The sequence below is a fragment of the Streptomyces griseofuscus genome, from assembly GCF_014673495.1.
In the GTDB taxonomy this organism is placed as follows: Bacteria; Actinomycetota; Actinomycetes; order Streptomycetales; family Streptomycetaceae; genus Streptomyces; species Streptomyces murinus.
This window is the reverse complement of sequence record NZ_CP051006.1, coordinates 7,040,839-7,053,497: the sequence shown is the minus strand read 5'-3', so window position 1 is coordinate 7,053,497 and position 12,659 is coordinate 7,040,839. Positions and strand designations below refer to the sequence as shown.

Below are 12,659 nucleotides of genomic sequence, written 5' to 3'. Positions count from 1 at the left end.
CAACTGTAGTGCGCGCCACGCTACTACAGCCGTAGTACGACGGATAGGGTCTCCCCATGTCCGTACGCCCCACCGGCCCCGCCGCTCCCTCCCGCGCCGGCCTCGTCGCCGACACCGCGCTCGCCCTGCTCGCCGAGCGCGGGATGCGCGGGCTGACCCACCGGGCCGTGGACGAGGCGGCGGGACTTCCGCCGGGCTCGACCTCGAACGTGGCCCGCACCCGGCAGGCGCTGCTGGAACTCGCGGTACGACGGCACGCCGAGCGCGAGGCGCGCATCCTGGCCCCGGCCGAACTGCCCGACCCGGCCGGCGACCTCGACGCGCTGGCCGACGGGCTCGCCCTCGCCGTGCACCGCTCGCTGACCCAGGGCCGCGCGCTGCTGATCGCCCGCTACGAACTCGCCCTGGAGGCCACCCGCCGCCCGGAGTTGCGCGCCTACTACGACCGCGCCGGCGCCGTCTTCAAGGAGCGCCTGGCGGCGATGCTCACGGCGGCCGGATCCCCCGACCCGGACCGGCATGTGCTGTCCCTGGTCGCCTGGGCGGACGGGCTGATGTTCGCGTGCGCGGCGGGGTCGTTCAGCACCGAGGTACCGGACCGGGCGCGGATCCGGGCGGGCGTGCGGGAGTTGCTCGCGGGGATGCTGGGCCGCTGAAAACCCCTGGCCACGGCGGCACTCGACCGGTGAGGATGAGCGCATGACGAGCGAGCGCGACGAACCCGCCCTGAACGCCGGCGAACGCGAGATGCTGGAGGGCTGGCTGGACTTCCACCGCCGGACCCTGATCGCGAAGTGCGAGGGACTGACCGACGAGCAGCTGCGCACCGCCTCGGTGCCGCCCTCGGAGCTGACCCTTCTGGGGCTGGTGCGGCACATGGCCGAGGTCGAGCGGTTCTGGTTCCACGAGGTGCTGCTGGACGAGGATCTCGATGTCCTCTACTGCTCCGAGGACGACCCGGACGGCGACTTCCACGTCACGGAGGCGGACACCTGGCAGGAGGCGTACGCCGCCCACCGGGCCGAGGTCGACCGGGCCCGGCGCGACACCGCGGGCCGCTCACTGGACGAGCTGTCCCGGCGTACCGACCGCGCGGGCAAGGAGCACTTCACGCTCCGCTGGATCTACACGCACATGATCGAGGAGTACGCCCGGCACAACGGGCACGCGGATCTGCTCCGGGAGCGGATCGACGGCAGCACCGGCGCCTGAGGCGTCAGCGGCGCGTGACGGAAACCCCTCGTTCGGTGCGGGAGTTCACCCGGGCGGAGGCATCCGGCTCGACTCTTTGATGCCAACCGGCTCCGGAACCAGCATCGTTACCCGGGTGCATCGAACGACGACCACCGCAGCGCTTCTGGTCACCGTCGCCGTCTCGGCCCTCACCGGCTGTGTGACGGTACGGCACACGGCGGCACCGGGACCGCCGCCGAGTGCCGCGCCCTCGCAGCAGTCGGCACCCCGCACGGACGGCAGCGCCTCGCCACGGGTGGTGCAGGCACCGGCCCGCGAGGCCCTGGAGATGGTCGGCCCCTCCGAAGACCCGGCCCCGGCCCCCAAGCCCGCCTCACCCGGCGCCCCCGGCCCCCTGGCGCCCGGCCATTCCCCCACCCGTGCCGCCGCCCCACCCGCCCAGCCACCCGGGGCCCACCACCCCGCCCAGGCACCACCACGCACCTCCCAGCGCGTGCCCGCGGACGTCTGCGACCTGGGCCGCGAGTACGGCGGCTGGCGCGGCAACAGCCCGGAGTCGAAGATCTGCGAGCAGACGTACGGACGCCACTGAACGGGGCGACAGGGCGCCCGGCCACCCCGTCCGGCCTGGGTGAGCCGACGCCCTCCCCCTCACCGCCCCGTACGCGACCCGCCCCGCTCCCTCAACTGGGTCTCTGCCGAGGCGGTCCCCAGGGTCCGCCGTTTCCCGGGCCGTCCTTCTCCAGCCGCAGTTCCAGTCGGCCGATCGCCGCCCGGACGCCCTCGCCGTACCCGTCGTCCGCGAGGGCGTCCGCGGCGGTGCGGGCCTGGTCGAGGTGGGTGCGGGCGGCCTCGGTGCGGCCCAGTTTCACGTAGTCCGCGGCCAGGTTGAGGTGAAGGGAGGGGAAGAAGCCCGGTACGCCCCGGGGGTCGCCGTCGGGCAGCTCCCGGGCCGCCGTCAAGGCCCGCAGGTCCCAGGCGAGTTCGTCGGCGGGGTCGTCCTGGGTGTCGGCGAGGTAGTGCGCCAGGGTGCACCGGTGCAGCGGGTCCCCGTCCTCGCCGATCTCCGTCCACAGGTCGAGGAAGCGGCTGCGGGCCTCCTCGCGGTCACCGGCGTGGTGCAGCATCACGACCTGGCCGATCCGCGTCAGCACCTCGTCCAGGGCCGTCTGTTCCCGTCGCTCCGCCACCGCGTCCTCCGGCGATCGTCCGCTGTCGTGCACCGACGCTAACCGGCGCCGCCCGGATTACCGGTCAGGCGGCGCCGACGCCACCGTCAGCCCAGGTTCGGGATGCGCCAGTCGATCGCCTCATGGCCCTGGCGGGCGATCGCCTCGTTGATCTGCGTGAAGGGGCGGGAGCCGAAGAACTTCTTCGCGGACAGCGGGGAGGGGTGCGCGCCCTTGACCACCACATGCCGCTCCTCGTCGATCAGCGGGAGCTTCTTCTGCGCGTAGTTGCCCCACAGCACGAACACCGCCGGGTCGGAACGGGAGGCCACCGCGCGGATCACGGCGTCGGTGAACTTCTCCCAGCCCTTGCCCTTGTGCGAGTTGGCCTCCCCGGCCCGCACGGTGAGAACCGCGTTGAGCAGCAGCACACCCTGCTGGGCCCAGGGCATCAGATAGCCGTTGTCCGGGACCGGCAGGTCCAGTTCGGCCTGCATCTCCTTGTAGATGTTGCGCAGCGAGGGCGGGGTCTTCACACCCGGACGGACCGAGAAGCACAGCCCGTGGCCCTGGCCCTCGCCGTGATACGGGTCCTGGCCGAGGACGAGGACCTTCACCTTGTCGTACGGCGTGGCCTCCAGCGCGGCGAAGACCTCCTCGCGCGGCGGGTAGACAGGGCCCTTCGCCCGCTCCTCCTCGACGAACTCGGTCAGCTCCTTGAAGTAGGGCTGCTCCAGTTCGTCGCCCAGAACCCCGCGCCAGGACTCGGGCAGCATGGCGATGTCGGTCACGTCAACGTCCTCACGATGTCGATCAATTACCGCGTGCGGTCACTTCAGGATTCAGAACCTACAGGCGACCACTGACAACGCGACCCCGAAGGTCCCTCCCCGCCGCTCACCAGCTGGTTTTACGGTGCAGTGTCCACATCATCATGATCGTCGAGGGGTCGAGCGCCTGCTCGCCACCGGATATGTCGTCGCTGGCCGCCACGTACTGCCGCCCCTGCCACAGCGGCAGCAACTGGGCGTCGCCCGCGATGATCCGCTGGGCCTGCTCCATGTCGCCGACCGTCTTGGCGCGGTCGCTCTGGGCCCGCGAGTGCGGCAGCAGCCGGGCGGTGATGTCCTTGGCCGGGTAGGGCGTGCCGAGCGCGTTGTGCGCGCCGGTGAAGGGCGCGATGAAGTTGTCGGCGTCGGGGAAGTCCGGGGACCAGCCGCGGCCGAACACCGGGTACTCGCCCTTCTGGTAGCCGACCACATAGCTCTTCCAGGGGCGGCTCTTGAGGGTGACCGTGAACAGCCCGGAGCCCTCCAGCTGCCGCTTCAGCTCGTTGAACATCAGGGCGGTCTCGGAGCCGTACCGGTCGGTGGTGTACCAGAGGGTCAGCGGGACCTTCTGGTGGATGCCCGCGTCCTGGAGGATCGTCCGCGCCTTGCCGTTGCTCGGGTCGCCGTACTCGTCGAAGAAGGCGGTGGTGTGGCCGACGAGGCCCTTGGGGACCATCGAGTACAGCGGGTCGACGGTGTCCTTGTAGACCTTGTGGGCGATCGCGCCCCGGTCCACGAGCTGGGCGATCGCCTTGCGCACGGCGGGCCGCCCGGCCCAGGGGTCCTTGGGGTCGAGGACCAGGTAGCTGATGTCCGTGCCGGCGCCGTCCACGAGCTGGAGGCCGGAGTTGCCCTGCTGCTGGAGCGCGAGGATGTCGTCGGCGGCGAGGCCGCGGTAGGTGACGTCGATCTGCTTGTCGCGCAGCGCCTTGACCATGCCGGCGGAGTCCTGGAAGTAGCGGATGGTCACCGCGTCGTTCTGCCGCTGGGCGAAGCCGTGGTAGTTGCCGTTGCTGGTCAGGACGGCCTGCCGGCCCTCCTGGTACGACTGGAGCCTGTACGGCCCCGAGCCGTCGGCCCCGGAGCCCTTGCGCAGGGCGCGGGCCGGGTAGTCCTTCGGGTCCACGATCGACAGGGCCGGGGTGGCCAGCACGAACGGGAAGGTGGCGTCGGACTTGCCGAGGTGGAAGACGACCTCGCGGTCGCCGGAGGTGTCGACGCTGTCGAGGCTGCCGAGCAGCCCCGCGGGCCCGGCCGCGGCGTTGATGGCGCGGATGCGGTCGACGGAGTACTTGACCGCCTCGGCGTTCAGCGGGTCGCCGTCGGCGAACTTCAGGCCCGCGCGCAGCGTGCAGCGGTAGGTGCGGCTCGACGAGTCGGCGAAGGAGCAGCTCTGGGCGGCGTCGGGCTGGGGGGCCGTCGCGCCGTTCGGGTAGGCGAGGAGCGTCTGGTAGATGTTCCGGTACAGCTCCCAGGATCCGTCCCAGGCGCCGGCCGGGTCCAGGGTGCTGGGCGCGCTGGTGGTGCCGACCACGATCGGGCCCCCACCGCCCGAGTCCCCGTCGGACAGCAGCCCGCAGCCGCCGGCCACCAGCGACACGGACGCGATCGCCGCGACTCTCCGCAGGAATCGGTTCCGGTTGAACAACGCGCACGCTCCTCGATCCGCCTACCAAGGTCGGCAGACCCTACCGCAGCGTCAGTGCGCCCAACCTCCCTTGGAACATGGCCACTTGATCCAAAAAGCGATGACGACGTTGTCATCCTCCCCGGTGTCCGCTGTGCGGTGTCCCAGGCGCCGGCCCGTCCGGAATCCGGCGCCCGGGAGGTGGTTTCACACCCCGGCGTTGAGGAAGAGTCCACCGTCCACCACGAGGGTCTGACCGGTGACCCAGTCGGACTGCGCGGAGGTGAGGAATGCCGCGGCGCCGCCGATGTCGGACGGCACACCGAGCCGGCCCAGCGGGTAGGAGGCGGCGGCCTCCTCCTCGCGGCCCTCGTACAGGGCCTGGGCGAACTTGGTCTTGACCACGGCCGGGGCGATCGCGTTGACCCGCACCTTCGGCGCGAACTCGTGCGCCAGCTGCTGGGTCAGGTTGATCATCGCGGCCTTGCTGACGCCGTAGGCGCCGATGAACGGCGAGGGCGCGAGGCCCGCGATCGAGGCGATGTTGACGATCGCGCCGCCGTTGTCCTTCTGCCAGGCGTGCCAGGTCTTCTGGGCGAAGCCGAGGGCGGAGATCACATTGGTCTCGAAGACCTTGCGGGCGACGTTCAGGTCCAGGTCCGCGATGGGCCCGAACACCGGGTTGGTGCCCGCGTTGTTGACCAGGTGGTCGAGGCGGCCGAAGGCCTCCATGGTGCGCTCGACGGCCTCGCTCTGGTGGTCGAGGTCGTGGGCCTTGCCGGCCACGCCGATGACCCGCTCGGCGCCGAGCTTGACGACGGCCTCCTTGAGCGCGTCCTCGTTGCGGCCGGTGATGCACACCCGGTCGCCGCGCGCGACGAGGGCCTCGGCGACGCCGTAGCCGATGCCGCGGCTGGCGCCGGTGACGAGGGCGACCTTGCCGGACAGGGGCGGGAGTTCTGCGGAAGTCATGTGCGCTGTCCCCTAGTCGAGCGGTCCGCCGGCGACGTACAGCACCTGGCCGGAGACGAATCCGGCCGCCTCGCCCGTGAAGAAGGCGATGGCGTTGGCGATGTCCTCGGGCTCACCGACGCGCTGCACGGGGATGGCGCCCGCGGCGGCCTTCTTGAAGTCCTCGAAGCCCATGCCGACGCGGTCGGCGGTGGCCTTGGTCATCTCGGTGGCGATGAAACCGGGGGCGACGGCGTTGGCGGTGATGCCGAACTTGCCGAGCTCGATGGCGAGGGTCTTGGTGAAGCCCTGGAGACCCGCCTTGGCGGCCGAGTAGTTGGCCTGGCCGCGGTTGCCGAGCGCCGAGGAGGAGGACAGGTTGACGACCCGCCCGAAGCCGGCGTCGACCATGTGCTTCTGCACGGCCTTGGTCATCAGGAACGAGCCGCGCAGATGCACGTTCAGGACGGTGTCCCAGTCGGAGACGCTCATCTTGAACAGCAGGTTGTCGCGCAGCACGCCCGCGTTGTTGACCAGGATCGTCGGGGCGCCCAGCTCCGCGACGATCCGGGCGACGGCGGCCTCGACCTGCGCCTCGTCGGAGACGTCGGCGCCGACCGCGACGGCCTTGCCGCCGGCCGCGGTGATCTTCTCGACGGTGTCCTTGCAGGCGGCCTCGTCCAGGTCGATCACGGCGACCGCGCGGCCCTCGGCGGCCAGCCGTACGGCGGTGGCGGCGCCGATGCCGCGCGCGCCGCCCGTGACGACCGCGACCCGCTGTTCAGTGGTGGACATGTGCTGTTTCTCCTCGCCCTTGAGAGAACCCGTACGACCCTTCGCGAGGGCCTTCCGGTGCGGTGAGCGACCGCTTAGTATCTTCAGCCCACACGACGCTAGAAGCCCTGGCACCCGGTGTCAACGGCTCATCCGGCCGTTGTGATCCATTACCTCACCAGGAGGTCCAGCAATCGCTCCGTCTCGGCGACCGGGTCGGCGGTCAGGCCGGTGTGCACCGGGCCGGGCTGGACCACGGTGGAGCGGGGCGCGATCAGCCAGCGAAAACGCCGCCCGGCGTCGTCCCCGGCCGCCTGCCCGGCCTCCGGGCCGCCCGCACAGTGCCGCTCGATCGCGGTGAGCGCCGCCCTGATCCCGGCCGCGTCGGCCGCCGGGTCCAGGGCGCGCAGCCGGTCCTCGTCCAGGTGGGTACGGGCGCCGACGTAGCCCCGGGCGCGGCAGTAGACGGCCACGCCCGCGTTGAGGCACTCGCCGCGTTCGATCCGGGGTACGACCCTGATCAGGGCGTACTCGAAGACGTCCCGGTCGCCGCCCTGGCCGGCCCGGGTGATGTGGCGCTCGGTCACATGGCCGGCCATGTGGATGTGGGTCTCGCTCACTTGTCCTCCTGGGTGCCGGTGATGCGCTCGGCGATGACGGCCGCGCGGGCGAGCAGCGGGCGGGCGTAGGCCCGGCGCAGCTCGTCCGGGGTGTCGAAGCCGGGTTCGCCGGTGAGCCAGGCGTCCGGGATCTCGGCGGTGACCTCGGCGAGCAGCTCCTCGGTGACGCGGGGCGCGAGGTCGGCCGCGGCCGCGGCGAGGTCCGGGGCGAAGCCGGCGAGGGCGTGCTCGGCGGCGTCGTAGGGGCGGCTCGCGGACTTCTCGGCGGCGGGCCAGTTGTGGTGCCAGATCATGGTGGCGCCGTGGTCGATGAGCCACAGCTCGCCCCGGTGGACCAGGAGGTTGGGGTTGCGCCAGGAGCGGTCCACGTTGTTGATCAGCGCGTCGAACCAGACGATCCGCCCGGCCTCCTCGGGGCTCACCGCGAAGGCGAGCGGGTCGTAGCCGAGGGCGCCGGAGAGGAAGTCCATGCCGAGGTTGGTGCCGCCGCTGCCCCGCAGCAGGTCCTGCACCTGCTGCTCGGGTTCGCCGAGCCCGAGCACGGAGTCCAGTTCGACGGTGACCAGGCGGGGGGTGCGGAAGCCGAGGCGCCGGGCGAGTTCGCCGCACACCACCTCGGCGACCAGGGTCTTGCGGCCCTGCCCGGCTCCGGTGAACTTGATGACGTAGGTCCCGAGGTCGTCGGCCTCGACGAGCCCCGGCAGCGAGCCGCCCTCACGCAGCGGCGTGATGTAGCGGGTCGCGGTGACTTCCTTGAGCATCGCCCCAGGTTACTGGGGCCGGCCGCGGCGCGGGGGCCCGAGGCGGCCGAGCACCTCGCCGGTGGTCGTGACGGTGGCGACCAGGGCGAGGGTGTGGCGGATCATCGCGGCGGTGTAGTCGGCGGGCACCCCCGCGATGGCATCGGCCGGGACGACGGCGGCGTAGCCGAGGTTGACCGCGTCGAACACCGCGTTGGGGATCGCCACGTTGGCCGAGACGCCGGTGACGATCAGGGTGTGGCAGCCGAGGTTGCGCAGCAGGGCGTCGACACCGGTCCCGTGCAGCGGGGACAGCCCGTGCAGCCGTCGTACGACCAGATCCTCCTCGGCCACCTCGATCGGCGGCGCGACCCGCACCGCCGTGCTGCCGGACAGCTGGTGCACGGGAAGCCGTTCGGCGGCGCGGAACAGCCGGGCGTTGCGGCTCGCGCCCCGGCCGTCCGGGCGGCGCTCGGCGATCGCGTGGATCACCTGGACACCGGCCCGGTGCGCGCCGTCGACCAGCCGGGCGACATTGCCGAGGGCCCCCGAGGAGCGGGCCGCGCGGGCGAGTTCGGGCAGCGCGGCGTCCGGTCCCACCACCCCCCGCTGGCACTCCACGGTCAGCAGCACGGTGTGCGCGGGATCGAGGAGGTCGCCCAGTCGCACATACGCCGCCATCGCGTGCCTTTCGCCGGAGCCGGGGCGGTGAGAGTAACGGCCGTGCGCGGGAGAGGGAAGACGAGGGGGGCCGGGCTGTTCCCTTTCCTGACGTGATGTCAGAGGATCACCGACGAAGGGGTTTTCCGGTACGGCGAGTACGACGAGTACGACGACGAGGAGGCCGCATGTCCGTCACCGAGCAGCGCCGGGGCCGCAGGATCATGATGTCGCCCGGCGAACTGGACGCGTTCCTGGCGGGACAGCGCACCTGCCGGGTCGCGACCGTCTCCGCCGACGGCACCCCGCACGCGAGCGCGCTCTGGTTCCTCTGGGACGGCGGCGCGCTGTGGCTCTACTCACTGGTGCGCAGCCGCCGTTGGGCCCAGCTCGGCCGCGACCCCCGGGTGGCGGTGGTGGTCGACTCGGGCGAGGAGTACGGCGAGTTGCGCGGGGCCGAGCTGGCGGGCCGGGTGGAGTCCGTCGGCGAGGCGCCCCGCACCGGGCTGCCGTGCCCCGAACTCGCGCCGGTGGAGGTGGCGTTCGCCCGCAAGTACTTCGGCCTGGACGAGCTGCCGCACGACGGCCGGCACGCGTGGGCGCGGCTGGTGCCGGAGCGGATCGTCTCCTGGGACTTCCGCAAGCTCGGCTGACCCGCTTCCTCAACTCGACTCTCCGCCAGGAAGATCGGAGCACCGCGAGCACTCCGGCGCCCCCGGTCAGTCGACCTGCCGCGCGGCCGTGCGCAGGGCCTCGACCGCCGCGCGGATGGAGGGCCGGCGGTCGGCGTCGGCCCGCCAGATGACATAGACGTGCCGGCGCACCCGCTGGGTGAGCGGTACGAGGACCACGCCGTCCGGCACCGGGTGGCGGCCCAGCAGCGGGGCGATGCACACCCCCAACCCGGCCGACACCAGCTGGAGTTGGGTGTGCGTCTCGCCCGCGCGATGGCCGACGATCGGCTCGACGCCCTTGGAGCGCAGGGTGAACATCAGCCACTCGTGGCAGAACTCGCCCTCGCCCCAGGTGATCCACTCGTCCTCGGCGAACTCGGCGAGGTCCACCTCCTCACGGTCGGCGAGCCGGTGTCCGGCGGGCATGGCGACCTCGGCCGGATCGTCCAGGAGCGGCGCCTTGACCAGTCCTTCGGGCACCGGCATCGGCTTGTTGTACCAGTCCAGGACCACCGCGAGATCGAGGTCGCCGCGCACCACGGCGGCGATGCCCTGCTCCGGCTCCAGCTCGCTGGAGCGCACCCGCAGCCCCGGGTGCTCGGCGCGCAGCGCCCGCAGCGCCACCGGGAACAGCCCCCGGGCGGCGGTGGGGAAGGCGGAGAGACGCAGCTCGCCGACGACCTGCCCGCGATGCGCCTCCAGATCCGACTCGGCCAGCTCCACCTGCGACAGGATGCGCGCCGCGTGCTCCGAGAGCAGCCGGCCGGCGTCGGTGAGCCGTACCCCCCGGCCGTTCTTGGCGAGGAGCTGCTGGTTGATCTCGCGTTCCAGCTTGCCCAGCTGCTGGGAGACGGCGGACGTGGTGACATGCAGCGCGTCGGCCGCGGCACTGACCGAGCCGTGCCGGGCCAGGGCGTCCAGGGTGCGCAGGCGCTCCAGGTTCAACATATAAGCGATCCTACGAGATACCCCGTGAGATTTCTCGATTGTGCTACGAAGTTTGGTCCCGCATTGTTGTCATCATGAGCACGGTCACCGCATCCCGAACGCAGTCCCCCGCCACCCCGGACCAGGCACCTCCCCGCCCCCGCCTCGACTGGCGGCTGCGCTTCGGCGCCCTGTCCCTGATCTGGGGCTTCAGCTTTCTGCTGATCAAGGTGGGCACGAGCGGATACGCACCGTTCCAGGTCACCCTCGGCCGACTGGTCTTCGGTACGGCGGTGCTGGTGGCGGCGATGGCCGTCAAGCGGGAGCGGCTGCCGCGCGGGGACCGGCTGTGGGCGCACATGGCGGTCGCCGCGTTCTTCCTGAACGCCCTGCCGTTCTCCCTCTTCGCCTACTCCGAGCTGACCATCCCGTCCACGCTGGCCGGTATCTGCAACGCCACCTCGCCGCTGTGGGGCATGGCGCTGTCGGTGGTCGCGCTCTCCGAGGACCGGCCGACCCGGGTGCGGGTGGCCGGGCTGGGGCTCGGCTTCCTCGGGGTGCTGACGGTGCTCGGCGCCTGGCAGGGCTTCCACGGCCTCGACGCCACCGGCACGGCGATGGCCCTGCTCGCCTCGCTGAGCTACCCGGTGGGCTGGATCTACGTCCGGCGGACGCTGGCGGGCACGGGCAACTCCCATCTGTCGATGACCGGCGGCCAGTTGCTGGTGGCCACGGTGCAACTGGCCTTCGTGACGCCGCTGTTCACCGGCATGCCGAAGCACTTCGCCCTGGTGCCGCTGCTGGCCGTCGCCGCGCTGGGCGCGCTCGGGACGGGGCTCGCGGTGCTCCTCCAGTACGGCCTGGTCGCCGAAGTCGGGCCCACGACCGCGCAGATGGTCACCTATTTCATCCCGGTGATCGCGACCGCGGCGGGCGTCGCGATCCTCGGGGAGTCGCTGCACTGGAACACCCCGGTGGGCGCGGCGATCGTGCTCGCGGGGGCGGCGCTCACGCAGGTGCGGGGCAGGAAGAGCGCCTGAGGGGCGGGAGGTGGACGGTCCGTGCGCGAGTGCCGTCGGTACGCGGTTCTCGCGCAGTTCCTCCTCCCCCTGCATGACCTGCCGCTACCCGTAGACCCGTGACGGCGACGGCCGTACCGCCGCCTCGATCGCCTCCGCGAGGGGTTCGATGTCCGCCGGGGTCAGCGGGGACACCGTGACCCGGACGGCCGGGGGGCTGGTCAGGCGGAAGCGGGCGCCCGGGGCGACGACCCAGCCGGACTGGAGCAGCCGGGCGACGGCGGTGGTCTCGTCGGGGACCGGGATCCAGAGGTTCATGCCGGTACGGCCCCGGGCCTCGATGCCCCGGGCGGCCAGGGCGTCGATCAAGGGCTGCCGCCGGGCGCGGTACGACTCCGCCACCGCCGTGCGGTCCACCGCTCCCCCGCTCCACAGATGCGCCAACGCGCGCTGGAGCAGCAGGCTCACCCAGCCGGGGCCGAGGCGCAGCCGGCCGCGGACCCGGTCGACGGTCACCGGGTCGCCCGCGAGGACGGCGAGGCGCAGATCGGGGCCGTAGGTCTTGGCAGCGGAACGCGCGAAGGCCCAGTGCCGGGTGGCGCCCGCGAGGGGATGCGGGGGCAGGTCCACGATGCCGTGGCCGTGGTCGTCCTCGATCAGCAGGGTGTTCGGATGCGCGCTCAGCACCGCGCGCAGGGCACGGGCGCGGGCGGCGGTCACGGCGGCGCCGGTCGGGTTCTGGGCGCGGGCGGTGACGAGCACCGCCCGGGCCCCGTCGGCCAGGGCGCGGGCCAGCTCCTCGGGCAGCGGCCCGTCGTCGTCCACACCGACCGGGACCGTGCGCAGACCCAGCGCCGGCATCAGATCGAGGGCGCTGCCCCAGCCGGGATCCTCGACGGCGACCGCGTCACCGGGCCTGAGATGGGCGGCGAGGACGCGCTCGATGGCGTCGAGGGAGCCCGAGGTGACGGTGAGGGGCCCCGCGGGGACACCGTCGGCGGCGAGTTCGGCGCGGGCGACGCGGAGCAGACCGGGGTCGACCGGGTCGTCGCCGTACAGGACGGCCCGCCGGTCCCCCGCCTCGGCCGCGACCGCGAGCGCCGGGGCGAGCCGGGGCAGCAGCTCCGGATCCGGATTGCCGGTGGACAGATCGCGGGCGCCCGGCGGCACCTCCACCCGCAGCTGAGCGCGTCCGGTGGTGACCGGCTTGGGCCGCACCCGGCTGCCGCGCCGCCCGGCGGTCTCGATCACCCCGCGCTCACGCAGCGTGCGATACGCGGCCGCGACCGTGTTCGGATTCACCCCCAGCCGCGCGGCCAACTCCCGCATGGGCGGCAGCGCTTGGCCCGGCCGCAGCTCCCCGCTACCCACCGCGCGTTCGACATCGGCCGCGATCTCAGCTGCGCCGCGGCCCTCGATCCGATACTCTCCTAGCACAAAATCAATTATGCACTAGTACAAAAGCGATCGCCTG

Annotated in this window: 15 protein-coding genes; 5 read left to right on the top strand and 10 right to left on the bottom strand. The window is 72.3% G+C overall.

Going from position 1 to position 12,659, the window contains the following annotated elements:
* Positions 1-56 precede the first annotated feature (56 nt).
* The 3 genes from HEP81_RS32130 (at position 57) to HEP81_RS32120 (ending at position 1,786) form a co-directional block, all read left to right on the top strand.
* A complete protein-coding gene (locus HEP81_RS32130) occupies positions 57-656 on the top strand; it encodes a TetR/AcrR family transcriptional regulator (RefSeq protein WP_037658076.1) in 600 nt (199 codons plus the stop codon).
* A 43-nt stretch (positions 657-699) separates the two neighbouring features.
* The gene (locus HEP81_RS32125) at positions 700-1,212 is read left to right on the top strand and encodes a DinB family protein (RefSeq protein WP_037658078.1); all 513 of its coding nucleotides are present in this window, start codon (positions 700-702) and stop codon (positions 1,210-1,212) included.
* Between the two features lie 115 nt (positions 1,213-1,327).
* The gene (locus HEP81_RS32120; RefSeq protein ID WP_037658080.1) at positions 1,328-1,786 is read left to right on the top strand and encodes a hypothetical protein; all 459 of its coding nucleotides are present in this window, start codon (positions 1,328-1,330) and stop codon (positions 1,784-1,786) included.
* A 91-nt stretch (positions 1,787-1,877) separates the two neighbouring features.
* Here the strand turns inward: HEP81_RS32120 and HEP81_RS32115 are convergent, their stop codons facing one another.
* The 8 genes from HEP81_RS32115 to HEP81_RS32080 form a co-directional block, all read right to left on the bottom strand.
* Entirely contained in the window at positions 1,878-2,384 is a 507-nt protein-coding gene (locus HEP81_RS32115; RefSeq protein WP_037658082.1) for a tetratricopeptide repeat protein, read from the bottom strand.
* 86 nt (positions 2,385-2,470) lie between these two features.
* Entirely contained in the window at positions 2,471-3,154 is a 684-nt protein-coding gene (locus HEP81_RS32110) for a uracil-DNA glycosylase (RefSeq protein ID WP_037658084.1), read from the bottom strand.
* Positions 3,155-3,260: 106 nt separating this feature from the next.
* Entirely contained in the window at positions 3,261-4,841 is a 1,581-nt protein-coding gene (locus HEP81_RS32105; RefSeq protein WP_037658087.1) for an ABC transporter substrate-binding protein, read from the bottom strand.
* Positions 4,842-5,027: 186 nt separating this feature from the next.
* Complete coding sequence (locus tag HEP81_RS32100) at positions 5,028-5,792, bottom strand: SDR family oxidoreductase (RefSeq protein ID WP_037658090.1); 765 nt, start codon at positions 5,790-5,792, stop codon at positions 5,028-5,030.
* Positions 5,793-5,804: 12 nt separating this feature from the next.
* Entirely contained in the window at positions 5,805-6,566 is a 762-nt protein-coding gene (fabG, locus tag HEP81_RS32095) for a 3-oxoacyl-ACP reductase FabG (protein ID WP_037658091.1), read from the bottom strand.
* Positions 6,567-6,715: 149 nt separating this feature from the next.
* Positions 6,716-7,165 (bottom strand): DUF3037 domain-containing protein, encoded by a 450-nt coding sequence (locus HEP81_RS32090; RefSeq protein ID WP_037658092.1) that lies wholly within the window; start codon positions 7,163-7,165, stop codon positions 6,716-6,718.
* On the bottom strand, positions 7,162-7,926 hold the full coding sequence (locus HEP81_RS32085) for a HipA family kinase (RefSeq protein WP_037658094.1): 765 nt from the start codon (positions 7,924-7,926) through the stop codon (positions 7,162-7,164). Before HEP81_RS32085 ends, HEP81_RS32090 begins: the two co-directional genes overlap by 4 nt.
* A gap of 9 nt (positions 7,927-7,935) precedes the next feature.
* A complete protein-coding gene (locus tag HEP81_RS32080; protein ID WP_037658096.1) occupies positions 7,936-8,586 on the bottom strand; it encodes a cysteine hydrolase family protein in 651 nt (216 codons plus the stop codon).
* A 167-nt stretch (positions 8,587-8,753) separates the two neighbouring features.
* Between HEP81_RS32080 and HEP81_RS32075 the strand changes: the two genes are divergently transcribed.
* Complete coding sequence (locus tag HEP81_RS32075) at positions 8,754-9,218, top strand: pyridoxamine 5'-phosphate oxidase family protein (RefSeq protein WP_037658098.1); 465 nt, start codon at positions 8,754-8,756, stop codon at positions 9,216-9,218.
* A gap of 66 nt (positions 9,219-9,284) precedes the next feature.
* Here the strand turns inward: HEP81_RS32075 and HEP81_RS32070 are convergent, their stop codons facing one another.
* Positions 9,285-10,187, bottom strand: coding sequence for a LysR family transcriptional regulator (locus tag HEP81_RS32070; RefSeq protein ID WP_037658100.1), 903 nt, complete (start codon positions 10,185-10,187; stop codon positions 9,285-9,287).
* A 74-nt stretch (positions 10,188-10,261) separates the two neighbouring features.
* On the opposite strand from HEP81_RS32070, the gene HEP81_RS32065 reads away from it, so the two are divergent.
* Positions 10,262-11,206 (top strand): DMT family transporter, encoded by a 945-nt coding sequence (locus HEP81_RS32065; protein WP_190276050.1) that lies wholly within the window; start codon positions 10,262-10,264, stop codon positions 11,204-11,206.
* Between the two features lie 84 nt (positions 11,207-11,290).
* Here HEP81_RS32065 and HEP81_RS32060 read toward each other — a convergent pair whose 3' ends face one another.
* Positions 11,291-12,622: an aminotransferase class I/II-fold pyridoxal phosphate-dependent enzyme gene (locus HEP81_RS32060; protein WP_078967487.1), complete on the bottom strand. Its 1,332-nt coding sequence runs from the start codon at positions 12,620-12,622 to the stop codon at positions 11,291-11,293.
* Positions 12,623-12,659 lie beyond the last annotated feature (37 nt).

What these genes read in the sequence shown, in the direction of transcription:
- HEP81_RS32130 (WP_037658076.1), top strand. Translation starts at nt 57, where the DNA reads ATGTCCGTACGCCCCACCGGCCCCGCCGCTCCCTCCCGCGCCGGCCTC.
- HEP81_RS32125 (WP_037658078.1), top strand. Translation starts at nt 700, where the DNA reads ATGACGAGCGAGCGCGACGAACCCGCCCTGAACGCCGGCGAACGCGAG.
- HEP81_RS32100 (WP_037658090.1), bottom strand. Translation starts at nt 5,792, where the DNA reads ATGACTTCCGCAGAACTCCCGCCCCTGTCCGGCAAGGTCGCCCTCGTC.
- fabG (WP_037658091.1), bottom strand. Translation starts at nt 6,566, where the DNA reads ATGTCCACCACTGAACAGCGGGTCGCGGTCGTCACGGGCGGCGCGCGC.
- HEP81_RS32085 (WP_037658094.1), bottom strand. Translation starts at nt 7,926, where the DNA reads ATGCTCAAGGAAGTCACCGCGACCCGCTACATCACGCCGCTGCGTGAG.
- HEP81_RS32080 (WP_037658096.1), bottom strand. Translation starts at nt 8,586, where the DNA reads ATGGCGGCGTATGTGCGACTGGGCGACCTCCTCGATCCCGCGCACACC.
- HEP81_RS32075 (WP_037658098.1), top strand. Translation starts at nt 8,754, where the DNA reads ATGTCCGTCACCGAGCAGCGCCGGGGCCGCAGGATCATGATGTCGCCC.
- HEP81_RS32070 (WP_037658100.1), bottom strand. Translation starts at nt 10,187, where the DNA reads ATGTTGAACCTGGAGCGCCTGCGCACCCTGGACGCCCTGGCCCGGCAC.
- HEP81_RS32065 (WP_190276050.1), top strand. Translation starts at nt 10,262, where the DNA reads ATGAGCACGGTCACCGCATCCCGAACGCAGTCCCCCGCCACCCCGGAC.